This is a genomic window from Devosia sp. FKR38 (genome assembly GCF_005222805.1).
Classification (GTDB): domain Bacteria; phylum Pseudomonadota; class Alphaproteobacteria; order Rhizobiales; family Devosiaceae; genus Devosia.
Genome location: NZ_STGC01000005.1, coordinates 171,462 through 192,502 on the forward strand (window position 1 = coordinate 171,462; position 21,041 = coordinate 192,502).

The window sequence follows — 21,041 nt, forward strand, 5'->3', positions numbered from 1 at the left end:
GAAATCGCAGTTAATTTACATAAAATTCCCCGGCGCCTGATCTTGTATGGAAGATGATTGATTCCGGCTCCGGATCATGGCAAGAAACCGCCATGACACACCTGCACCCAGACCGCCTTCTCCCCGCCTCGGAACCGGCCCGCAGCCTTGCGCGCGAGCTCTATGCCGAGGTCGCCGACCTGCCGTTGATCAGCCCGCATGGGCATACCGATCCGGCCTGGTTCGCCAACAACACGCGCTTTTCCGATCCGGCGACACTGTTCCTCACGCCGGACCATTATGTGCTGCGCATGCTGCGCAGCCGCGGGCTGAGCTATGATGATCTGGGCGTGCCGCGCAAGGACGGCCAGCCGGTGGCCAAGGGGCGCGACGCCTGGCGCCTGTTTGCCGCAAATTACTATCTCTTCGCCGGCACTCCATCCAAGACCTGGGTCGATCACTCGCTCAAATGGGCCTTCGGCATCGAGGAAGAGCTGAGCGCCGCCACGGCCGACGCCATCTATGACCGTATTGATGCGGCTCTGGCCACGCCCGCCCTGCTGCCGCGCGCCTTTCTCGATCGCGCCAAGGTCGAGGTGATCGCCACCACCGAATTCGCCCTCGATACCCTGCCGCACCACCAGAAGATGCTGGCCGACGGCTATATCGGCCGCGTGCGCACCACCTATCGCCCCGACGATGTGACCAATCCGGATCGGGCAGGGCTGCCCGAGCGGCTGCACAAGTTCGGCGAGTTGACCGGCGAGGACGTTTCCAGCTGGAATGGCCTGATCAACGCCCACCGCATTCGCCGCGAATACTTCCGCCAATATGGCGCCGTCGCCACCGACCACGGCATGCCCACCGCCAATACGGCCGATCTGCCGCTGGTGGACAAGCAGGCGCTGCTCGATCGCGTGCTCGCCGGCACGCAGAGCCTGGCCGACAACGACCTGTTCCGCGCCCAGATGATGACCGAAATGGCGCTTCTGGCCTGCGAGGACGGCATGGTCATGCAGCTCCATGCCGGCGCCCGCCGCAATACCGATCCGCAGCTGATGGCGGAACGCGGGGCTGACCTCGGCGCTGATATCCCCGGCACCACCGATTATGTCACGGGCCTTTCCGCGCTGCTGGCCCGCTGCGGCAATCACCCCAATTTCCGCCTGCTGATGTTCACGCTGGACGAAACCAACTACGCCCGCGAACTGGCCCCCATGGCCGGCTTCTGGCCCAGCCTGATGATTGGTCCGCCCTGGTGGTTCCACGATAGCCCGCAGGGCATTCGCCGCTATCTCGACCAGGTGGTCGAAAGCGCCGGCTTCTACAATCTGGCCGGTTTCAACGACGATACGCGGGCGCTGCTCTCCATTCCGGCGCGCCACGACGTCTGGCGCCGTGAAGTCAGCGGCTTCCTCGGTCGCTGGGTTGGCGAGAACCGCCTGAGCAAATCGAGTGCCCGCGACATCGCGCGCCACCTCAGCTACCAGGCGGCCAAGGACGCCTATCGCATCAAATAGTCCGGTTCTGGCGGGGGCGTCGGCCCCCGCTAGCGCGACTTGAGCAGCACAGCGATCACCAGCAGCACGCCGGTGATCAGCAGCACGATCAGCCCGCCCAGCCCATTGCCGAGCTGCCGCAGCAGGCCCGGTCGCGCCACCTGCGGCACTTTGGATAGGGGCTCGCGCCCCAGTTCAACACCATGATGCACCATGGAACGCTCCTCCTCGAGGGTTCGCCGTTTGCATCTGCCCAATCTATCCCGCCAGCCGCTAAACAAGCCCTTGCGGCCAAGGACTTTGTCGCGACAGGGTTGCTATTGTGTCAAATTGTCCGCTCTGGCTTGCGGCGCTGCCTCCATGTCATCAACATTGCCACCCATGGCTGTGTGCCCGGTACACGCCGGCGTCGCCTTCTGCTCTAATGGGCCCATGATGAATCAGTCGCCTGTCGAAACCGCGCTCAGCCGCGCCATGATCCGTTGGTCCCTGACCAAGTCGACGCCGGTTGCCGAAACGCCCACCAGCTGGATCTTCCGGGTCGAGCAGAACGGGCGCAATTTTGCTGCCCTCAAGATCCTCAAGCCGCAGACCGCCCACGAGGAGCTCCGCGGCTCCATGCTGCTCAACTGGTACCAGGGCGAGGGCGCGGCCACGGTCTTTGACACCCATGGTGATACGCTCTTCATGGAGTGGCTCGACGGCGGCACGCTGGGCGAACCCGCCCGCGCCGGGCGGGACGACGAAGCCACCATTGCCATCTGCACCGTGGTGGCAAACCTGCATCGCCCCCGTCCCGACGCGCCCGAAGACCTGCTCGATCTGCGCACGCAGTTTGCCGAACTCTTTGCCACCGATGTGCGGGTCTGGCCGCACACCGCGCGGGATCTCTATGCCCGCGCCTGCGGCATTGCCCTCAAGCTGTTCGACCGGCCGTCTGCCGCCATCCCGCTGCATGGCGATCTGCACCACGACAATATCCTGGCCTCCGATCGCGGCTGGCTAGCCATCGACCCCAAGGGGCTGATCGGCGATCCGGCCTATGAGCTGGCCAATATCTATCGCAATCCCTTGGGCGCCACAGCGCTGGCCGCCAATCCGCGCCGCATCGCCGCGCTCACCGACGCCTTTGCCAGCCGGCTCGGCTACAACCGCAAGCGCATGCTCGGCTGGGCCGCCGCCCATTCGGCCCTCGCCGCCTGCTGGGACCTAGCCGCCGGCAATGCCATCACCACCGATCTGGCCATGCTGCCGCTGCTGCTCAGCGCCTATGACCAGGCCTAGCGCCAGGCCACCAGCACCGCGCCAGCCACGATCAGGGCGACCCCCAGCCAATTGGGGGCGCTGAGCTTTTCGCCCAGGAAGATCACGCCGAAGATCGCCACCAGCACGACGCTGAGCTTGTCGACCGGCGCCACCTGCGCCGCCTGGCCAATCTTGAGGGCACGAAAATAGGCGATCCAGGAAGCGCCGGTCGCTAGGCCCGACAGCACCAGGAACAGATAGGTCTTGCTCGAAATGCTCGTCAGCGGCTGGAATTGACCGGTCGCGGCCACGATGCCGGCCAGAACCAGCAGGATCACGCAGGTGCGCACCAGCGTGGCAAAGTCTGAATTGATGTTCTCGATGCCCACCTTGGCGAAAATGGCCGTCAGCGCGGCAAAGGTGGCCGACAGCAAGGCCCAAAATCGCCAGCTTTCCAAAACGATCTTCATGGACACCACTGCTGCTTGCGCGATAACCAAAGGCAGGCGGTCCTGCGCGACCCCGACACTGCCCTAACAGTTCTGGCACAGTCCGGACACCACAGGAATGGCTCGATGATGCCCTTGCCCCGTCGCAGTTTTCTCCTTCTCGGCGCCGCCGCTGCGCTCTCGGCCTGTTCGGCCACCATTCCCGTGCTGCCCAAGACGGCCAGCACGCCGGAGAGCCTGAGCGACGAGGAGATTCTTGCCGATATCAACGCCGTGCGCCGCGCCAATGGCGCCCCGGCCTGGGCCTACAACGTCGCGCTGGAAAATGCCGCGCGCTCCCAGGCCCGCCTGATGGCGAGCAAGGACACCATGAGCCACAATCTGGGCGTCACCCTGCGCGAGCGTGTCACCGCCGCCGGCTATTTCGGCGCCGTCGGCGAAAATGTCGCCAAGGGCTACCGCGATCTGCCGGGCGCCATCCAGGGCTGGATGCAGTCCCCCGGCCATCGCTCGACCCTGCTCAACGACAAATTCGTCGAATTTGGCCTTGCCGCCGCCCGCAGCAAGAGCGGCAAGGTCTATTGGGCCATGATCGCCGGCGGCAGCTTCACGCCCTGGCTCCGCCCGGCCTAACGCCTACCGCCGGGTCAGTGTCCGCTGCACGGCGTCGTTCCAGCCGGCGACCTTGGCCCTGCGCGTCGTCGCGTCCATCTTGGGGGTGAACTGCTGGTCGAGCGCCCAGGTGGCCGCGAACTCGCTCATGTTCGGCCAGACGCCCGCCTTCGAACCGGCGAGCCAGGCCGCGCCCAGCGCCGTGGTTTCGAGGATTTTCGGGCGATCCACCGGCGCGTCGAGCACATCGGCGAGAAACTGCATGGTCCAGTCCGAGGCCACCATGCCGCCATCGACGCGCAGCACGGTCTCCCCGCTGTCGGCCCAGTCCTTGTGCATGGCCTCGAGCAGGTCGCGCGTCTGGTAGCAGACCGCTTCAAGCGCCGCCTTGGCGATCTCCGCCGGGCCTGAATTGCGCGTCAGCCCATAGATCGCCCCGCGTGCCTCGGCATCCCACCAGGGCGCGCCCAGGCCGACAAAGGCCGGCACCATATAGACATTCTGGCTGGGGTCGGCGCTTTCAGCCAGCGGCCCGGTCTCACTGGCATGCTTGACCAGTTTCAGCCCGTCGCGGATCCACTGCACCGCAGCGCCGGCGATAAAGATCGAGCCTTCCAGCGCATAGGTCGTCTCGCCATCGAGCCGATAGGCAATGGTCGAAAGCAGCCTGTTCTGGCTATGCACGCGCTTCGTGCCGGTGTTGAGCAGGGCAAAGCAGCCCGTGCCATAGGTCGATTTGAGCATGCCGGGTTCAAAGCAGGCCTGGCCGATTGTCGCCGCATGCTGATCGCCCGCCACGCCCAGGATCGGGATCGCCGCGCCAAACAGGCTCTCTTCGGTGACGCCAAAGTCGTCGGCACAGTCCTTGACCGCGGGCAGGATGGCCGCCGGCACGTCGAACAGGGCCAGCAGCTCCTTGTCCCACTGATTGCTGCCGATATCGAACAGCAGCGTGCGTCCGGCATTGGTGGCGTCGGTGACATGCTGCTTGCCGCCGGTCAGCCGCCAGATCAAAAAGCTGTCGATGGTGCCAAAGGCCAGTTCGCCCGCCGCAGCGCGCGCCCTTGCCCCCTCGACAGTGTCGAGCAGCCATTTGACCTTGGTGCCGGAAAAATACGGGTCGAGCAGCAGGCCGGTCTTCTCGGTGACCATGGGCTCTTTGCCGTCGGCCTTGAGTTTGGCGCAATAGGCGGCGGTGCGCCGATCCTGCCAGACGATGGCATTGTGGATGGGCTTGCCGGTCGCCCGGTCCCAGATCAGCGTGGTCTCGCGCTGATTGGTGATGCCGATGGCCGCGATTGCGCTGGGCTCGATGCCAGCCTCTTTGATCGCCGTCTTGATCGCCCACAGCACGCTGTCCCAGATCGCCTCCGGGTCATGCTCCACCCAGCCGTCCTGCGGGAAGATCTGCGGGAATTCCTTCTGCCCAACGCCAGCGATGGACCGGTCCTTGTTGAACACGATCGCGCGGCTCGAGGTCGTGCCCTGGTCGATGGACAGAATATAGGTCATGCAATCCTCCCTGAACCGTTCACCGGTCTCTGAGTGTTCGACCCGCCCCTTGCGGGGCGGGTGCAAAATACTGGCTCAGTACCCTTTTTGCGCCAGATAGCTCTCGAGCGCCACCACCTCGTCGGCCCCCACCTTGAGGCCGACCTTGGTGCGCCGCCACAGGATGTCCTGTGCCGTGCGCGCCCATTCATGGGCCACCAGATAGTCGACTTCGGCGGCATAGAGGTCCCAGCCGAAATGCTGGCCGAGATCGGCCACCGTCTGCGCCTGGCCCAGCAGCACGCGGGCCTTGGTGCCATAGAGCCGCATCAGCCGGCGCAGCAGGGTCTGCGGCAGGCCCGGATAGTCCTTGCCCAGCCGACGCACTTCGGTGTCAAAGCCCAGCGTGGGGAAGTCGCCGCCTGGCAGCGTGCTCTTCTTGGTCCAGGCATCCCCCTTTTTGCCCAGCACAGCCTCGATCTTTTCCAGCACCGATTCGGCCAGCCGGCGCGAGGTGGTCAGCTTGCCGCCGAACACATTGATCGCTGCGCCCGTCGCGGCATCGCCATCGACCTTGAGCACATAGTCGCGCGTGGCTTCCTGGGCGGCGCTGGCGCCATCGTCAAACAACGGCCGCACGCCCGAATAGGCCCAGTGGATGTCGCCGCGAGTCAGCGGCTTGGCGAAATATTCGCTGGCCGCACTCAGCAGATAGTCGGTCTCCTGGTCGGAGATTTTCACATCCTTGGGGTCGCCATCATAGTCCTGGTCGGTGGTGCCGATCAGCGTGTAGTCGTTCTCATAGGGAATGGCGAAGATGATGCGGCCATCGGCATTCTGGAAGATATAGCAGCGGTCGTGGTCATAGAGCTTGTGCACCACCAGGTGACTGCCCTTGACCAGCCGCACATTATGCGCGCCGTTCTTGCCCATCGCCCCGGTGATCACATCATCCACCCAGGGCCCGGCGGCATTGACCACCAGCTTCGCCCGCACCGTCTGCCGACCGGCTTCGCCATTGAGCTCGATCACCCAGCCGCCGGCATCGCGGCGCACGCTGGTCACCTTGGTGCGCACGTGGATGGCCGCGCCCTTGTCGGCTGCGTCGCGGGCATTGAGCACCACGAAGCGCGCATCATCCACCCAGCAGTCCGAATACTCAAAGCCCAGCTTGTAGCCTGGCTTGAGCGGCGCGCCGGTCTCGTGCTTTTGCAGGTCCAGCGTCTTGGTCGGCGGCAACAGGCGGCGGCCGCCCATATAGTCATACATCGCCAGCCCGGCGCGCAGGATCATCGCCGGGCGCAGGCCCTTGTGGTGCGGCAGCACAAAGCGCAGCGGCCAGATGATATGTGGCGCTGCGGCCCAAAGCACCTCGCGCTCGGCCAGCGCTTCATGCACCAGGCGGAACTCGTAATGCTCAAGATAGCGCAGCCCGCCATGCACCAGCTTGGTGGCCGCCGAGGAAGTGCCCGAGGCCAAGTCGTTCATCTCGGCCAGCGCCACGGTGTAGCCGCGGCCCACCGCATCGCGCGCCACACTGGCGCCATTGATGCCGCCGCCGATGACGAAAATATCCACGCTTGCGCTGCCGCTCATCCCAACACCTCTCGTTTGTTTCGTTTATAGTCGTTTTAATTTCGGATTGGAAGCTTTGGCTTTCGGTTATTCCGGTCTGGCTGGCCCTAAATCTACCATACCAGTTGGCCATTGACCCATCCCGCTGGCCAGCGTAGGGCAGGGTACCCTCAGGCCATCGAAAGCCCGGCCATGCTTGGCATCATCAGCGTCATCCTGCCCATTTTCGCATTGATGGCGTTCGGCTTCGGCGCTGTGCGCCTGCGCCTGTTCCCCGCCGATGGCATCAAGAGCCTGATCGCCTTCGTTAACAATTTTGCGACGCCCTGCCTGTTGTTCCACTCGCTGATCACCAGCGATTTCGCAGCGGCGTTCAACCTGTCCATCATTGCCCCCTATTACCTGGGCGCGGCGACCTGCTTTGTCCTCGGCATTGTCATTGCCCGCCGGGTGTTCGGCAATGCGCCGGGCGAGGCGGTGGCCGTGGGCTTTTCGGGCACCTTCACCAATACCGTTCTGGTGGGCCTGCCCATCATGACGCGTGCCTATGGCCAGCAGTCCCTGGCCGTGACGCTGTCCATCATCGGTCTGCATGGCGCGATCCTGCTCACCCTGGGCATGGTGACCATGGAGCTGATGCGCCGCGATGGCGCTTCGCTGGGCCAGACGCTGATCACGGCCGGCAAGCGCGTGGCGTCCAATCCGCTGATCTGGGGCATTGCTGCCGGCATGATCGGCTACTTCTCCGGCCTCAAGCTGGTCGAGCCCGCCGAGGCCTTTTTCGTCATGATGAGCCAGGCCGTGGTTCCCGCTGCGCTCTTCGGCATCGGCGGGGCGCTCAACGAGTTCAAGCTCTCGGAAAACTGGCGCCAGGCGTTGGTCGCCTCGCTGATCAAGCTCATCGTTCACCCGGCCATCGCCTATGTGCTGATGATCTGGGTGCTCCATGTGCCCATGGAGATCGCCCGCTATGGCATCCTGCTCTCGGCCATGCCGGCGGGCGTCAATGTCTATGTCTTTGCCACCTACTACAATCGCGGTGTCAGCGTTGCCGCCAACACCATCCTGATTGCCACCGTGGCCTCGGCGCTCACCATTTCGGGCTGGCTCTATATCCTCAGTCTTTAGCCCTCGACCAGCCGCGCCAGCTGCGCCGCCACCGTGCCCCAGCCATCCATGAAGCCCAGCTCGCTGTGCAGGACGCGGTCCGCCGGGCTCTTGTGCATCACATGCGCCCGATAGGCCGTGCCCTCGACGTCCTCTTCGAGTGTGATGATGGCGGTGATGAACGGGTTTTCCGCCGGCCGCCAATTGCCCACCAGTGCCGTGGTGAACACCAACTGCCTGTTGGGCTGCACGTCGAGGTAGCAGGCCTGCATATGCGGGCCGAAGTCTGTGCCGTTCTCGCTGAACTCGGTCACCAGCGCCCCGCCGGGGCGCAAGTCCAGCGTCACCACGCGACACTGCGCCGGCTCGGGCACCCACCAGCGCGCCAAGAGGGCCGGCTGCGTCCAGGCGTCCCATATCCGCGCGCGCGGCGCCTTGATGATGCGGTTGATCTCGAGATCGCGTTCAGGGTCGAAGACTGCCGTCATCTTGGCTTGTCCTTGTGTCCGGGCTGGGTCACGAACCGCTCCAGCCGGTCGGTGCGTCCCGTCCACAGCGCCCGCTGATCGGCCAGCCAGCCGTCGATCAAGGCCAGCCGCTGCGGTTCAATGCTGCAATGGCGCACCCGCCCGCGCTTGTGCGTGCGGATCAGCCCGCTCGCCTCCAGCATGGTGATGTGTTTCATGAACGAGGGCAGGGCCATGTCGAACGGCATGGCCAGTTCGCCCACGCTGGCAGGCCCGTGCCCCAGCCGCTCCAGCACGGCGCGCCGTGTCGGGTCCGCCAGGGCCTGGAAGATATGGTCCAGACTGTTAGAAAACTGTTCCATAAGGCTAACTATCACATTTTAAAACTAAGCAAAATAGCTAACTATAATAAAATGCGACCTAGCCTTGGGTTGGCCATCGGCCGTTTCAAACGATGCTGACGTTGGCCTCCTGGATGGCGACGCCATCGCCGGCCGGCACGATGCGCAGCGGCGTAGCCGAGAGCCCGTCGAGCCCCGCCGCCAGGCGCACATGCCGATCTGTCGGACATAGCTGCAGCGTGGGGTCAAAGCCGATCCAGCCCAGCCGGTCGTCATAAGCCTCCGCCCAAGCGTGGAAACCCGACAGCCCGTCTTCGTCATCGGCGCCACCGGGCGCCAGATAGCCCGTCACATAGCGCGCCGGAATGTCGAGCGCGCGGCAACTGCCGATGAAGGCATGCGCCAGATCGCTGGCGCTGGCGGCGGGCCGTGCGGCATCGGCAGGCGCCGATCCCTGACTCTGGCTCTGCGACCCGTCCGCGCTCATCTGGCTTTGCGTCTGGCCGGTGGCCTCAACGGCCCGCAGCGTTTCGCCCACCCGCGCCATCAGCGCATGCAGAACGTCGATGCGATTGTCCTTGCTGCTGCGGAACTTGCCATAGAGCGTCACCGGGGCCCGGGTCAGCGCCGTCACGCGCTTGTAGAGCGCCGCCACCGGTTCGCCGCCAACGCGGCCCAGCACGCCATGCCGGTCCGTCGTCGTCACCGCGCCGCGCACCGTCACTAGCAGCGTCCCCTCGGGCCGCGCCTGGTTCACCAGATGCACGCTATTGCCATAGGCATCGGCAAAGCGCGCCGCATTGCCGATCCCGGGCATTTCCACGCTCCAGCTCTCAACCGTCTGGCTGGGGCCGCTGATCGGCGTCAGCATCAGCTGCAGCACGGCATGGGCCGTGCCGGCAGGCGGCGTCACGCTCAATTGGTGTTCGATGGAGATGCGCATCAGTAAAAATTATAGCTTTCTGACAGCGTGTCCGACACGCGGTTGTTGCGGGCGATGAATTCGGTCAGGAATTCATGCAGTCCGTAGCTGAAGATGGTGTCCATGTCCGTGCCGTCCACCATGCTGCGTAACTGGCTGGCCGCCTCGTCGCAGCTCTGCTTCTGGCCATAGAACTGGCTGAGCGTCGCCAGATTGTCCTCGATATATTTGGCGCAGAAGATCAGCGAGCGCGGCATTTCCGGCCGCAGCATCAGGAAGTCGGCGATGTTATGCGCCTTGTAGCGGTCATGGTACACATGCCGATAGCTGCGGTGCGCCGAGGCCGCCCGCAGGATCAGCGTCCATTGCTGGATGTCGAGATCCCCGCCCACCATTTTGGCGCGCGGCAGCAGCACGTAATATTTCATGTCGAGGATACGCGCCGTATTGTCGGCCCGCTCGATAAAATTGCCCGCCTGCAAAAAGGCGAAGCCATCATCGCGCAGGATCGTGCCGAGCAGCGCCCCGCGGAACTGGTGCCCAATATCCTTGACCCATTCGAGCAGGCCCAGCAGCTTGGCCCCGCGCACGTCGCGCGGCTTGATCTGGGAAAATTCGAGCCAGGCCGAATTGATTGATTCCCACATGTCGCTGGTGATGGCCGTGCGCACCGAGCGCGCATTGGTCCGCGCTGCCAACAGGCACGAATAGACCGAACTGTAATTGTCCGGGTCGAACATCATGAAATTGGCCACAGTGTCCACATCGGCCACCCGGTCCTTGCTGGCAAAGGCCTCGTCCACCTCGGCCGCCTGCATCATGGACACCAGATGTTCCGATGCCCCGCCTTCGCGCCGGCTGGTCAGGCTCATGCGATAGCCCACCTCGAGCAGGCGGGCCATGTTCTCGGCCCGCTCCACATAGCGGCTGAGCCAGAACAGGTTCTGTGCCGTCCGTCCAAGCATCGTCATGGGGTCACCCCCTGTGTGGCCTGGAGCTGACGGCTGATCGATACGCGCTGTTTTCGAATGCTAGACTTCATCTTCAATCTTCCAGCACCCAGGTGTCTTTCGTGCCGCCGCCCTGGCTGGAATTGACCACCAGCGAGCCTTTCTTGAGCGCCACGCGCGTCAGCCCGCCGGGCGTGATCCGCACTTCGTCGCCGATCAGCACATAGGGCCGCAGGTCGACATGGCGCGGGGTGATGCCGGCGTTGATGTAAGTGGGGCAGGTGGACAGGGCCAGCGTCGGCTGCACAATGTAATTGTCCGGCCGCGCCTCGATCTTCTTGCGGAATTCGGCATGCATGGCCTTGGTCGAGGTTGGCCCCACCATCATGCCGTAGCCGCCCGAGCCGTGCACTTCCTTGACCACCAAGTCGCCGATATTGGCCAGCACCCAATTGCGCTGTTCTTCGTCGGTGCAATTATAGGTCGGCACGTTCTGCAGCAGCGCCTTTTCCCCGAGATAGAATTCGATGATCTCGGGCACATAGGTATAGACGGCCTTGTCGTCGGCAATGCCGGTGCCCGGCGCATTGACCAGCGTCACATTGCCGGCGCGATAGGCGTCGAACAGCCCCGGCACGCCCAGCATCGAGCCCGGGTTGAAGGTCAGCGGATCAAGATAATCATCGTCGATGCGGCGATAGATCACATCGACCCGCTCGGGGCCGGTGGTGGTGCGCATATAGACCTTGCCGCCATCGACAAACAGGTCTGGCCCCTCGCACAGCGTCGCACCCATCTGGTCGGCCAGGAATGAGTGCTCGAAATAGGCCGAGTTGTAGATGCCCGGGGTCAGCACCACGATATTGGGGGAGGCGCTGGCATTGGCCGGCGCCACGCTTTCGAGCGTCCGGCGCAGGTTTTCCGGATAGTTCTCGACCGGCGCAACCTTCTGGCGCTGGAACAGATCCGGCGCCAGGATCATCATCGCCTCGCGGTCTTCCAGCATATAGGAGACGCCCGAGGGGGTGCGCAGATTGTCTTCGAGCACATAGAACTCGTCCGGGCCCACCCGCACGATGTCCACGCCGATGATATGGGCATAGATGCCGCGCGCCGGCTCCAGCCCCATCATCTCGGGGCAGAAGGCTTCGTTCTGCAGGATCAGCTTTTCCGGAATGCGCCCCGCCTTGAGGATCTCCTGGCGGTGGTAGATGTCGTACAGGAAGGCGTTGAGCGCCTTCACCCTCTGTTCGATGCCCTTGGACAGGCGCCGCCATTCCTGGGCGGCAATGATGCGGGGAATCACATCGAAGGGAATGACCTTTTCGGTGCCCTCTTCCGATCCATAGACCGCAAAGGTGATGCCCAGCTTGCGGAAGATTGCCTCCGCATCGGACTGCATCAGCGTCAGCGCCTTGTCGGGCTGCTCCTCAAGCCATTGCGCCAGCGCCCGATAAGGTTCGCGGACGCTGCCATCCGGATTGTACATTTCGTCAAACGGCAGATTTTCGGCCATTCTACTCCGACTGGTATGCGGCTCGTCCCATCGCCTTCACATTGCTACACATTTGTACGCATCCGTCCAGCCGCCATCGCCGTGCTGAAACGATTGCCCTGTGTGAGCGCGCCGCATGTCGCTTTCCGACGCCATCGGCCCATCTTGGGCTTGCGATGATGGGCTCACCCGCTAAGCTGCGCCCCCAAAACAAGAGGACGCGCCCATGACCGATGCCGCCATCGACATCCTGCAGACTCACAAGCTGCTGGCGTCCTGCGAGGCGGGCCTGGCCGAGCGCTACACCGTCCACAAGCTGCACGAGGCAACTGACCGCGCCGCCTTTCTGGCCGAGGTCGGCCCGCGCATCCGCGCCATCGCCGGCGGCAATGTCGATCCCGGCCTGATCGCGGCGCTGCCCAAGCTCGAGATCATCGCCAATTTCGGTGTCGGTTATGACAGCATCGACACCGCCGCCGCCCGCGCCGCCAATGTGCGCGTCACCAATACGCCCAATGTGCTCAACGATGCCGTGGCCGAGCTGACCATCGGCCTGATGGTCGCGCTGGCGCGCCGCATCCCCCAGGCCGACCAGTTCGTGCGCCAGGGCAAATGGCCCCATGCCGGCTTCGGCCTCTTCTCCGAGCTCACCGGCAAGACGGTGGGCATTCTCGGTCTCGGCCGCATCGGCAAGGAGATTGCCACAAGGGCCCAGGCCATGAAGATGCGCGTGGTCTATTATGGCCGCAAGCGCCAGCCCACCGAACCGCATGTCTTTTACGACAATCTGGTCGACATGGCCCGCGACTGCGACTGGCTGGTCATCATCGCCCTCGGCGGCAAAGGCACCGAGCGCATCGTCAGCCGCGAGGTGCTCACCGCGCTGGGCCCCAAGGGGCGGCTGGTCAATGTCGCCCGCGGCACGCTGGTCGATGAAGACGCCATGCTGGAGCTGCTGCAGTCCGGCGGCCTGGGCGGCGCGGCGCTCGACGTCTTTGTCAATGAACCCGCGGTGCCTGAGGCCTTCTTCGCGCTCGACAATGTGGTGCTCTCGCCCCACCAGGGCAGCGCCACCACGCAGACCCGCGACGCCATGGGCGCGCTGGTCATCGCCAATCTCGACGCGCACTTTGCCGGCGAGCCTTTGCCCAGCGCGGTGGTCTGATCATGCTGATCCTCTATGGCGGCAAGCGCTCGCCCTTCGTCCGCCGCGTGGCCATCTGGATGGCCCTCCAGGGCACGCCCCACACGCGCGAGGTTGCCGATATCTTCGGCGCTGACTTCGAGCGCTTCTCCGCCCGCAATCCGCTGGTCCGCGTTCCGGTGGTGACCACCCCGCATGGCGATCTCATCGAGACCGCCGCCATCATCGACTATCTCGAAACCTCGGCCGACGCCGACCAGCGCCTGCTGCCCGCCGCTGGCGCCGAGCGCATTGCCTGTCTGCAGATCATCGCCCTGGCCAATGCCATCGCCGAAAAGGGCGTGGCCTATGTCTATGAGACCGAGCGGCGCCCGCCCGATCTGGTCTGGGGCGACTGGGTGCAGCGCCTCGCCACGCAACTGCGCCAGGGCCTGGCCGCGCTCGAAGCGCAAACGCCGGAGGCCGGCTGGTTCGGCGGTGCCAATCCCAATGGCGCCGATGCGGCCGTGGTCGCCACCATCGATTTCCTCGGCACCGTGCCCGATTTCGCCGATCCCACGGCGCGCCCGCACCTCGACGCCCTGGCCCGGCGCAGCCTTGCCGTGCAGGCCTTTGCCGCGTCCCATCCATCAGCCATCTGACCACTCTGTCCTGCTACTGGGGAACGCCACACCTGCATCGCTGGGGTTTCCTTCCGCGCCTCTGACCCGATAGGGTCCGGCCCAGCGGGGGCACATGGCGGCGATTCAGCCGCCGGCACGGCAGGGAGTTTCGGGCATGACGCAATGGTGGCGCGGTGGGGTGATCTATCAGGTCTATCCCCGCTCGTTTCAGGACAGCAATGGCGATGGCGTTGGCGATCTGCCCGGCGTTATCGCCCGGCTCGACCATATCGCCAGCCTGGGCGTCGACTGCATCTGGCTGAGCCCCATCACCAAATCGCCCCAGGCCGATATGGGCTATGACGTCTCGGACTATTGCGAGATCGATCCGCTGTTCGGCTCCTTGCAGGATTTCGACACCCTGATCGAGCAGGCCCATGCCCGCGGCATCAAGGTGATCATGGATCAGGTGATCAGCCACACCTCCGACCAGCATGCCTGGTTTCAGGAAAGCCGCTTCTCGCGCACCAATGCTCGGGCCGACTGGTATATCTGGGCCGATCCCAATCCCGATGGGTCCCCACCCAACAATTGGCCAGCCGTCTTCGGCGGCAGCGCCTGGGAGTGGAACGGCACGCGCGGGCAATACTACCTGCACAATTTCCTCATCAGCCAGCCCGACCTCAACTTCCACAATCCCGAAGTCCAGGATGCAGTGCTCGGCGTGATGCGCTTCTGGCTCGAGCGCGGCATCGATGGCTTCCGCCTCGACACCGTCAACTACTACTTCCACGACAAGAAGCTGCGCTCCAACCCGCCCGATCCCAAGGTGATCAAGGGCCCCCATGCGCTCAGCCCCTATGAGTGGCAGATCCACGAGTTTTCCAAGAGCCAGCCGGAAAACCTCGATTTCCTGCGCCGCGTCCGCGCGCTGCTCGACGAATTCCCCGGCGCCACTTCGGTCGGCGAGGTCGGCGACAGCCACAAATCGCTGCAGCTGATGGCGCAATACACCTCCGGCGGCGATACGCTGCACATGTGCTATGGCTTTGATTTCCTCGGGCCGCAGTTCACCGCCGCCCATTTCCGCACCCGCATCGAAAAGTTCTTTGCTGCCGGGCCCGATGGCTGGCCGTGCTGGAGCTTTTCCAACCACGACGTGCCACGCCATATCAGCCGCTGGGCCGAACATGGCGTCAGCCTCACGGCGCTGGCGCGCCAGACCCTGGCGCTGGTGCTCTCGCTGCGCGGCTCGGTCTGTCTCTATCAGGGCGAAGAACTTGGCCTGCCCGAAACCGAATTGCTGTTCGAGGAATTGACCGATCCACGCGGCATCCGCTTCTGGCCCGAGGACAAGGGCCGCGATGGCTGCCGCACGCCCATGCCCTGGGACGCCGGCGATGCGCCCAATGGCTTTACCACTGGCAAGCCCTGGCTGCCGGTCAAGCCGCCGCAGTCAGCGCTGAGCGTCGCCAGCCAGACCAACGATCCCACCTCGACACTGGCTTTCTATCGGCAGGTGCTCGCCTGGCGAAAGACGCAGGCTGTGCTGGCGCAGGGCGATATTGCCTTCTTCGATGTCAGCGAGCCCGTGCTCGCCTTCCGCCGCACGCTCGACGGGCAGTCCATGCTCTGCGTGTTCAACCTGTCGCCCGGCGCCCACCAGCTGACGCTGGCGGGCCTGCCGGCCGGGGCTGTGGTTGAGCCGGTGTCCGAAAGCGCCATGCTCACCGGGCATTCGCTGCAACTGGGCGCCAATGGCTATGCCTTTGTTGCGCTGGACGCCCAGACCAAGCTGAGCGTCGCCATTTCCACCTGACCCGGGGTGCCGCCTGTCGCGGCCCCGGGCCATCAGGGGTCTGGGCCGCGATCAGATGGTGGTGGCTTCCGTCGTGCCGCTGACCGGGGTCAGATAGATCGGGTCCAGGATCACCATGCCGGTGCTGCCATCGGCCTTGGTGACATAGGCGCGCACGCAGCCGCTCCAGTCTTCCACGCCCGAGACGGCAATGCCCTTGGCTTCGAGGCGCTGTTCGATGCTGTCGGCATTGTCGCTGATCGAATAGCCGGCGTCGCAGCTGACGTCTTCGCTGCCCGTGGCAGCCTGGGCCGGCATGCTGACAGCCACCAGCGAGACAGTGGCGAAGGCGGCAGTGATGAGGGTCTTGATCATTTTGAGGTCCTTGTTTGGGAGAAGATGGAACGTCTCCATCTAGTCCCCGGGCCTCAGTGATCACCAGTTAAGGCTTTGTCATATCGATGAAATTTCGGAAACTGCATGGCAATGTCCCGGCCATGCTCTGTCCATCTTTGCCCTATCACCTTCGTATGCGTGCTATTGCACGCGCCGATAGGTCCCCGGCTCGAAATACTGCATTTCCTCCCCGCCCTCGGGCTTCCGCACAAAGGCGCGGAGGCACCCGCCCCAGCGCTCGACGCGGGTGGCGTCCACGCCCAGCCGGCGCAGGTTCATCAGGTCAAACTGGTTCTGCGCATCCTCGCTCATCGGCGCGCCCAGGCCCAGGTTGAACGAATAGCTCAGCCCTTCGCCGCTCCCGCTGCAGATGGCGGCATGGGCGGGCAGGGCGGCGATCATGACAAGGCCGAATGCGGCCAGGCTGGTGCGAAACATCTCAGGGTCTCCTTTGCGGCTCAGTCTGGCCTGCCATTGTGGCGCTCTCGCGTCGCCGGATCAGCAGCACCACCGTAGGAATGGCCAGCGTCAGCATCAGCAGGCGCAGCACATGGTGGGCGGCAATAAAGGCTGTGTCATAGCCCAGCGCCACGCCCAGCGCGCCCATGCCTTCGAGCGCGCCCGGTGCCAGGCCGAGCCAGATCTGGCCATAGGGCATGTCGACCACAAGGCTCACCAGGCCGGCCATGGCGCTGACAATGCCCACCGTCATGGCCGTCGCGATCACGCCGCCCTTGGCGGCTGCGAAGAACTCGCGCCGGGTGATGCCCGCAAAGCGCGAGCCGATCAGCGCGCCGGTGAGGATAAAGGTGATCGTCACCAGCGGCAGCGGCATGGCGGCGCTGTAAAATCCCGCCAGCTTGCCCACCGTGGCCGCCGCCATCGACCCCAGCACAAATCCGGCCGGCATGCGCAGCCGCACGAACACCAGGCCCACAACAGCGCAGCCCGCTGCCAGCGCCAGCAACTGCCAGATGTCGAGGAAGCTGCTCGCCACCTTGGGCGTGAAATGCGCAATCGGCAGGAACATCGCCCCGATTGGCACGCAGATGGTCAGCATCAGGATGCGGATTACCTGGATGATGACGATCTGGCGCGGATTGCCGACGCCCGCCGAGGCGATGCCCATCACGAAGGACAGATGGCCGGGGAAGGAGCTGAGATAGGCCGTGCCGGTGTCGAGCCGGAACAGCCGGGCCAGCATCCAGCCTGTCGCAGCCACGATCAGCACCAGCTCCACCGCCAGCGCCGCAATGCTCAGCGGCCAGCTCGAAATCAGTTTGAGACTATCCGGCGCCACGCTGGCACCCATCGACATGCCGACCAAAAGGAACGCCAGGTCGCGCAGCCTGTCTGGCATGCGCATCGGCAGCCCGGCCATCGAGCCCAGCGCCACCGCCAGCGCCCCGCCCATCAGCCAGCTCGCCGGCAGGCCCAGCAGCGTCGCTACGCCGCCCCCCGCTGCCGACACCAGCAGGGTGAAGACGACGGGGACAACCGAACGCAGCTGGGGTGGAAGTGCTGACATAGTGCCTAGAGGTAACGGACTAGGACGGCCGCCGTTGGCGGATCATCCTGGGTTGCAGCCGACGCGGAAAGACCCGGCACGCTTGCCCGCAGTCAGGCCACCGGCAGGGCGCGTTCCGCCAGCCGCACCCAATAGCTGGTGCCCACCGGGATCACGGCATCGTTGAAATCATAGGTATCGGTGTGCAGTTCGGAGCTGTCGCCATTGCCCAGGAAAATATAGGCGCCGGGCCGCGCTTCCAGCATGAAGGAGAAATCCTCGCCGCCCATCGAGGGCGACACTTCGGCATCGACGCGTTCGGCGCCAGCCACTTCGCTGGCCACCATGGCCGCGAAATCGGTCTGCGCGGGCGAATTGACCGTCACCGGATAGCCCCGGGCATAGCGAATGCTGGCTTCGGCGCCAAAGCTGCGGGCAAATTGCGGCACGAAATCGGCGAGGCGCTGCTCGATCTGGTCCTGCACTTCGAGATCAAGCGTGCGCACCGTGCCGGTGATCTTGGCGGTGCGCGAGATGACATTGTCGGCCTCGCCGGCTTCCACCATCGTCACCGACAGAACAGCATTGGCCAGCGGATCGACATTGCGCGACACGATCGATTGCAGGCCCACGATCATATTGGCCGCCACGATGATCGGATCGATCGTGGTCTGTGGCCGCGCCGCATGGCCGCCCTTGCCCACGATGTCGATATAGAAGCGATCCGTCGCTGCCATGATGCCGCCGGCGCGGATGCCGAAATGGCCGGCCGGCATGCCGGGCCAATTGTGCATGCCATAGAATTCGTCGATGCCGAAACGCTCCACCAGCCCGTCTTCGAGCATGGCGCGCCCGCCGGCGCCGCCCTCTTCGGCCGGCTGGAAGATCAGGGCGATGCGACCGTCGAAATTGCGCGTCTCGCTGAGATATTTCGCGGCGCCCAGCAGCATGGCGGTGTGCCCGTCATGGCCGCAGGCGTGCATCTTGCCGTCCACCGTCGAGGCATAGGCCTTGCCGGTCTTTTCGGTCACGGGCAGGGCATCCATGTCGGCGCGCAGCCCGATGGTGCGGCCGCTGCTGTTGCTGCGCCCCTCGATAATGCCAACGACGCCGGTGCGGCCGATGCCGGTCACCACGCTGTCGCAGCCGAAGTCCCGCAGCCGCTCGGCCACGATTCCGGCCGTCCGTTCAACCGCATACAGGATCTCCGGATGCGCGTGGAAATCCTGCCGCCAGGCGGCGATCTCATCGGCAAATTCGGCGATACGGTTGATGACGGGCATAGGCAAAGTCCGAAACAGTCAATTCTGGGTCAGTGTCGCTGACCCAATCGATGCGGTCAACACTAGCCTATCTGACCCGTCGACGCCATGCGGCCCGGCCGTGCTGGCCGGGCGCAACCTGCCCCGCTGCTGCCGTCCCTTTCCGGGTCGGCCATGCGTGTCAGTAATTGACCGCAATCATCTGGTGCCCGAGCAGGCTGGGCACCACGAATTCCACTGCGCCCGCGCTGGCGACAAATCCGAGTGTCGCGCCCGATGGCACCAGGCTCACGCTCTTGGGCGTCGCCGCGACCTGCAGCCGGACCTTGATGTCCTTGAGCTCCACCAGATCCTGGATCGGCTGGATATTGGCGTCCCACAGATTGCCGCGCATGGCGGGCGTGGCAAACAGCAGATGCACAATGTCGCGCTGTTCATCGGCCTGGTGGCGCACCGTCACCCGGCCGGCGCGCGGCAATGAGGTTTCGATCAGCCGCGGCTCACCCAGGGCAAAGGCGATCAGCTTTTCGGCCATTTCCAGCATGCGCACGGCGCCGACCTGGTGATAGGCCGAAAACACCGGATGGCTGCAATAGACGTAATTGCCCTTGCGCACGCCGCTGGCATAGCCCGAAGCCTCGGGCCGCACCGGCGAATGGATATGGCCGGAGAAATGCTTGGGCGTGCGGTCGAAATAGGGCTCATGCACATCGCCCAGGCTTTCGCCGTCGCTGACGCGGATGCGCTCACTGGGGACATACATGAACACCGGCTCGCCAATGCCATCGGCCTGCAGCGCCGCTATGGGCTGCGCATAGTCGCCACCGGCCATGGGCGAGGTGCCCTGCCACTCCGCGCCAACATCGAACACAAAGCCCGTTTCGGCGTCGACGCCCGAGCGCCCGGTCAGCAGCACGCGCCCGCCCTTGGCCACATAGGCCTCGATCGTCTGCTTCAGCGCCGCGCCGACCGGCACGGCATCGGGCAGGATCAGCAGCTGATACCGGCTGAAATCGCTCTCGGTGTCGAGCACGTCAAAGCAATAGCCGGCTTCCAGCAACACGCGCACCGCGCCATCGTCCACGCGCGAATGCCGCGCCGGCGCGCCCGATTCCTGCGTGCTTTCCACTGCTTCCAGTGACAACAGGCCAATCTGCGCCCGGTTCTGGCTGCCGCGCGCCCAGGGCTCGCGCTCGGCCACCCATTGATAGGCCGGGGCAATGATCGACATCGTCGCCGGGTCGATCCGGCCGGTGGGATGCAGATGGTCGCCGATCGAACAGCCGGCGCCATGCGCCAGCATCGCCCCGCATTCATAGACCAGCGCTTCTGGGCGCTTGTAGCCGCCGATTTCGCCCCAGGTGAAATGGAACTTGCCCGTCATGCCGATGAAGGGAATGCCCAGCGGGTCGACATAGCGCGCGCTCACCGGGAAGTGGTCATAGCCCCAGCCCGCCGTCGGCAGCGATTCCAGCTCGAGATGAGTGTTATAAGCCTGGTGCCGCGCCGCCGGACCGCGCACCACATGCCCCGAGTTGAAGAACAGCGGCATCTTGGCGTCGTGCCGGCGCACGGTGGCGGTCACGGTCTCGTAGAAATTGCGCACGCTATCGCGCACGAACCGCTCACGGTCGGTCTCGTTCTCCCAGTCCAGTCCGGCCTTTTCCATGGCGCGCCGCGCATGGATCGACACCGACTGCATCTGGAAGCAGATGTCGATGAAAATGCCATCAGCATCGCCATAATTGGTCATCACCTCGTCCACCTGGCGTCCCAGATAGTCGAGATAGGGCGAGGAAAAGTCGAGGAACGCCCAGCCCGTCGGATTGTTGTCGCGCGAGCGCACCATGGTTTCGCCTGGCGGCGACACCAGCCGCCACTCCGGATGCGTATCGGCGGCATATTCGTCCCAGGCGGCCGACAGATACACCGGCGCCTTGATATCTGCGCCATGCAACGCATCGATCTGGCCGCGCAGCAGGTCAAAGCCCAGGCCCGGGTGCATGCGGCCGATGCTGGTGGGGTGATAGGAATGCCCATGGTGGCATTTGGAAAACACTGTCACCGAATCCACCGCCGCGTCGCGGAAGGCGCCGGCAAAGGCCTTGGGGTCAAAGGCCGAGCCAATGCCCTCGATCAGGGGCGAAGTGTGAAAATCCAGGTGAATCTGGCGAAAGCGCATGGCCGGGGTAACTCGGTA

21 protein-coding genes are annotated in these 21,041 nt (G+C 64.6%); 7 read left to right on the plus strand and 14 right to left on the minus strand.

The window, feature by feature from the left end; genetic code table 11:
- Positions 1-92 precede the first annotated feature (92 nt).
- Positions 93-1,499, plus strand: a complete 1,407-nt coding sequence (gene uxaC, locus E8M79_RS05940; RefSeq protein WP_137151030.1) for a glucuronate isomerase — start codon at positions 93-95, stop codon at positions 1,497-1,499.
- Between the two features lie 29 nt (positions 1,500-1,528).
- Here uxaC and E8M79_RS18355 read toward each other — a convergent pair whose 3' ends face one another.
- The gene (locus tag E8M79_RS18355; RefSeq protein WP_171015745.1) at positions 1,529-1,693 is read right to left on the minus strand and encodes a hypothetical protein; all 165 of its coding nucleotides are present in this window, start codon (positions 1,691-1,693) and stop codon (positions 1,529-1,531) included.
- Between the two features lie 220 nt (positions 1,694-1,913).
- Between E8M79_RS18355 and E8M79_RS05945 the strand changes: the two genes are divergently transcribed.
- The gene (locus E8M79_RS05945; protein WP_171015746.1) at positions 1,914-2,762 is read left to right on the plus strand and encodes an aminoglycoside phosphotransferase family protein; all 849 of its coding nucleotides are present in this window, start codon (positions 1,914-1,916) and stop codon (positions 2,760-2,762) included.
- Here the strand turns inward: E8M79_RS05945 and E8M79_RS05950 are convergent.
- Positions 2,759-3,193 (minus strand): EamA family transporter, encoded by a 435-nt coding sequence (locus tag E8M79_RS05950; RefSeq protein ID WP_137151032.1) that lies wholly within the window; start codon positions 3,191-3,193, stop codon positions 2,759-2,761. The two genes, E8M79_RS05945 and E8M79_RS05950, sit on opposite strands and share 4 nt — an antisense overlap.
- A 105-nt stretch (positions 3,194-3,298) precedes the next feature.
- Here E8M79_RS05950 and E8M79_RS05955 point away from each other — a divergent pair, with 105 nt between their 5' ends.
- On the plus strand, positions 3,299-3,805 hold the full coding sequence (locus E8M79_RS05955; RefSeq protein ID WP_137151033.1) for a CAP domain-containing protein: 507 nt from the start codon (positions 3,299-3,301) through the stop codon (positions 3,803-3,805).
- 3 nt (positions 3,806-3,808) lie between these two features.
- Here E8M79_RS05955 and glpK read toward each other — a convergent pair whose 3' ends face one another.
- Together glpK and glpD are read right to left on the minus strand one after the other, a co-directional pair.
- Positions 3,809-5,296: a glycerol kinase GlpK gene (gene glpK / locus E8M79_RS05960; RefSeq protein WP_137151034.1), complete on the minus strand. Its 1,488-nt coding sequence runs from the start codon at positions 5,294-5,296 to the stop codon at positions 3,809-3,811.
- 75 nt (positions 5,297-5,371) lie between these two features.
- On the minus strand, positions 5,372-6,871 hold the full coding sequence (gene glpD / locus E8M79_RS05965) for a glycerol-3-phosphate dehydrogenase (protein WP_137151035.1): 1,500 nt from the start codon (positions 6,869-6,871) through the stop codon (positions 5,372-5,374).
- Between the two features lie 171 nt (positions 6,872-7,042).
- Here glpD and E8M79_RS05970 point away from each other — a divergent pair, with 171 nt between their 5' ends.
- Positions 7,043-7,978 carry an AEC family transporter gene (locus E8M79_RS05970; protein WP_137151036.1) on the plus strand — a complete coding sequence of 312 codons (936 nt, stop codon included), beginning with the start codon at positions 7,043-7,045 and terminating at the stop codon, positions 7,976-7,978.
- Here the strand turns inward: E8M79_RS05970 and E8M79_RS05975 are convergent.
- The 5 genes from E8M79_RS05975 to E8M79_RS05995 form a co-directional block, all read right to left on the minus strand.
- Positions 7,975-8,445 carry an SRPBCC domain-containing protein gene (locus tag E8M79_RS05975; protein ID WP_137151037.1) on the minus strand — a complete coding sequence of 157 codons (471 nt, stop codon included), beginning with the start codon at positions 8,443-8,445 and terminating at the stop codon, positions 7,975-7,977. The genes E8M79_RS05970 and E8M79_RS05975 overlap by 4 nt on opposite strands.
- A complete protein-coding gene (locus E8M79_RS05980) occupies positions 8,442-8,786 on the minus strand; it encodes a metalloregulator ArsR/SmtB family transcription factor (protein ID WP_137151038.1) in 345 nt (114 codons plus the stop codon). Before E8M79_RS05980 ends, E8M79_RS05975 begins: the two co-directional genes overlap by 4 nt.
- 85 nt (positions 8,787-8,871) lie before the next feature.
- Positions 8,872-9,708, minus strand: a complete 837-nt coding sequence (locus tag E8M79_RS05985; protein WP_137151039.1) for a transglutaminase family protein — start codon at positions 9,706-9,708, stop codon at positions 8,872-8,874.
- Positions 9,708-10,658 (minus strand): alpha-E domain-containing protein, encoded by a 951-nt coding sequence (locus tag E8M79_RS05990; RefSeq protein ID WP_248304916.1) that lies wholly within the window; start codon positions 10,656-10,658, stop codon positions 9,708-9,710. Before E8M79_RS05990 ends, E8M79_RS05985 begins: the two co-directional genes overlap by 1 nt.
- A 73-nt stretch (positions 10,659-10,731) precedes the next feature.
- On the minus strand, positions 10,732-12,153 hold the full coding sequence (locus tag E8M79_RS05995) for a circularly permuted type 2 ATP-grasp protein (RefSeq protein ID WP_137151040.1): 1,422 nt from the start codon (positions 12,151-12,153) through the stop codon (positions 10,732-10,734).
- 205 nt (positions 12,154-12,358) lie between these two features.
- Here E8M79_RS05995 and E8M79_RS06000 point away from each other — a divergent pair, with 205 nt between their 5' ends.
- The 3 genes from E8M79_RS06000 to E8M79_RS06010 all read left to right on the plus strand — a co-directional run bounded on the left by E8M79_RS06000 (position 12,359) and on the right by E8M79_RS06010 (position 15,697).
- Complete coding sequence (locus tag E8M79_RS06000; RefSeq protein ID WP_137151041.1) at positions 12,359-13,297, plus strand: 2-hydroxyacid dehydrogenase; 939 nt, start codon at positions 12,359-12,361, stop codon at positions 13,295-13,297.
- A 2-nt stretch (positions 13,298-13,299) separates the two neighbouring features.
- Positions 13,300-13,917, plus strand: coding sequence for a glutathione S-transferase family protein (locus tag E8M79_RS06005; protein WP_137151042.1), 618 nt, complete (start codon positions 13,300-13,302; stop codon positions 13,915-13,917).
- Positions 13,918-14,053: 136 nt separating this feature from the next.
- A complete protein-coding gene (locus E8M79_RS06010) occupies positions 14,054-15,697 on the plus strand; it encodes an alpha-glucosidase family protein (RefSeq protein WP_137151043.1) in 1,644 nt (547 codons plus the stop codon).
- 51 nt (positions 15,698-15,748) lie between these two features.
- Here the strand turns inward: E8M79_RS06010 and E8M79_RS06015 are convergent, their stop codons facing one another.
- From E8M79_RS06015 to E8M79_RS06035, 5 genes are all read right to left on the minus strand, one after another.
- Entirely contained in the window at positions 15,749-16,051 is a 303-nt protein-coding gene (locus E8M79_RS06015; RefSeq protein ID WP_171015747.1) for a hypothetical protein, read from the minus strand.
- 162 nt (positions 16,052-16,213) lie between these two features.
- Positions 16,214-16,510 (minus strand): hypothetical protein, encoded by a 297-nt coding sequence (locus tag E8M79_RS06020; RefSeq protein ID WP_137151045.1) that lies wholly within the window; start codon positions 16,508-16,510, stop codon positions 16,214-16,216.
- A 1-nt stretch (position 16,511) separates the two neighbouring features.
- Positions 16,512-17,600, minus strand: coding sequence for an AbrB family transcriptional regulator (locus E8M79_RS06025; protein ID WP_137151046.1), 1,089 nt, complete (start codon positions 17,598-17,600; stop codon positions 16,512-16,514).
- Between the two features lie 92 nt (positions 17,601-17,692).
- Positions 17,693-18,862: a M20 aminoacylase family protein gene (locus E8M79_RS06030; RefSeq protein WP_137151047.1), complete on the minus strand. Its 1,170-nt coding sequence runs from the start codon at positions 18,860-18,862 to the stop codon at positions 17,693-17,695.
- Between the two features lie 160 nt (positions 18,863-19,022).
- Complete coding sequence (locus tag E8M79_RS06035; RefSeq protein ID WP_137151048.1) at positions 19,023-21,023, minus strand: beta-galactosidase trimerization domain-containing protein; 2,001 nt, start codon at positions 21,021-21,023, stop codon at positions 19,023-19,025.
- Positions 21,024-21,041: the final 18 nt, after the last annotated feature.

Excerpts from the sequence above, each read along its gene's own strand:
- uxaC (WP_137151030.1), top strand. The coding sequence starts at position 93 with ATGACACACCTGCACCCAGACCGCCTTCTCCCCGCCTCGGAACCGGCC.
- E8M79_RS06020 (WP_137151045.1), bottom strand. The coding sequence starts at position 16,510 with ATGTTTCGCACCAGCCTGGCCGCATTCGGCCTTGTCATGATCGCCGCC.
- E8M79_RS06035 (WP_137151048.1), bottom strand. The coding sequence starts at position 21,023 with ATGCGCTTTCGCCAGATTCACCTGGATTTTCACACTTCGCCCCTGATC.
- E8M79_RS18355 (WP_171015745.1), bottom strand. The coding sequence starts at position 1,693 with ATGGTGCATCATGGTGTTGAACTGGGGCGCGAGCCCCTATCCAAAGTG.
- E8M79_RS05950 (WP_137151032.1), bottom strand. The coding sequence starts at position 3,193 with ATGAAGATCGTTTTGGAAAGCTGGCGATTTTGGGCCTTGCTGTCGGCC.
- E8M79_RS05975 (WP_137151037.1), bottom strand. The coding sequence starts at position 8,445 with ATGACGGCAGTCTTCGACCCTGAACGCGATCTCGAGATCAACCGCATC.
- glpD (WP_137151035.1), bottom strand. The coding sequence starts at position 6,871 with ATGAGCGGCAGCGCAAGCGTGGATATTTTCGTCATCGGCGGCGGCATC.
- E8M79_RS05970 (WP_137151036.1), top strand. The coding sequence starts at position 7,043 with ATGCTTGGCATCATCAGCGTCATCCTGCCCATTTTCGCATTGATGGCG.
- E8M79_RS05995 (WP_137151040.1), bottom strand. The coding sequence starts at position 12,153 with ATGGCCGAAAATCTGCCGTTTGACGAAATGTACAATCCGGATGGCAGC.
- E8M79_RS05980 (WP_137151038.1), bottom strand. The coding sequence starts at position 8,786 with ATGGAACAGTTTTCTAACAGTCTGGACCATATCTTCCAGGCCCTGGCG.
- E8M79_RS05985 (WP_137151039.1), bottom strand. The coding sequence starts at position 9,708 with ATGCGCATCTCCATCGAACACCAATTGAGCGTGACGCCGCCTGCCGGC.
- E8M79_RS06015 (WP_171015747.1), bottom strand. The coding sequence starts at position 16,051 with ATGATCAAGACCCTCATCACTGCCGCCTTCGCCACTGTCTCGCTGGTG.
- E8M79_RS05945 (WP_171015746.1), top strand. The coding sequence starts at position 1,914 with ATGAATCAGTCGCCTGTCGAAACCGCGCTCAGCCGCGCCATGATCCGT.
- glpK (WP_137151034.1), bottom strand. The coding sequence starts at position 5,296 with ATGACCTATATTCTGTCCATCGACCAGGGCACGACCTCGAGCCGCGCG.
- E8M79_RS06030 (WP_137151047.1), bottom strand. The coding sequence starts at position 18,862 with ATGCCCGTCATCAACCGTATCGCCGAATTTGCCGATGAGATCGCCGCC.
- E8M79_RS05990 (WP_248304916.1), bottom strand. The coding sequence starts at position 10,658 with ATGACGATGCTTGGACGGACGGCACAGAACCTGTTCTGGCTCAGCCGC.
- E8M79_RS06005 (WP_137151042.1), top strand. The coding sequence starts at position 13,300 with ATGCTGATCCTCTATGGCGGCAAGCGCTCGCCCTTCGTCCGCCGCGTG.
- E8M79_RS05955 (WP_137151033.1), top strand. The coding sequence starts at position 3,299 with ATGATGCCCTTGCCCCGTCGCAGTTTTCTCCTTCTCGGCGCCGCCGCT.
- E8M79_RS06010 (WP_137151043.1), top strand. The coding sequence starts at position 14,054 with ATGACGCAATGGTGGCGCGGTGGGGTGATCTATCAGGTCTATCCCCGC.
- E8M79_RS06025 (WP_137151046.1), bottom strand. The coding sequence starts at position 17,600 with ATGTCAGCACTTCCACCCCAGCTGCGTTCGGTTGTCCCCGTCGTCTTC.
- E8M79_RS06000 (WP_137151041.1), top strand. The coding sequence starts at position 12,359 with ATGACCGATGCCGCCATCGACATCCTGCAGACTCACAAGCTGCTGGCG.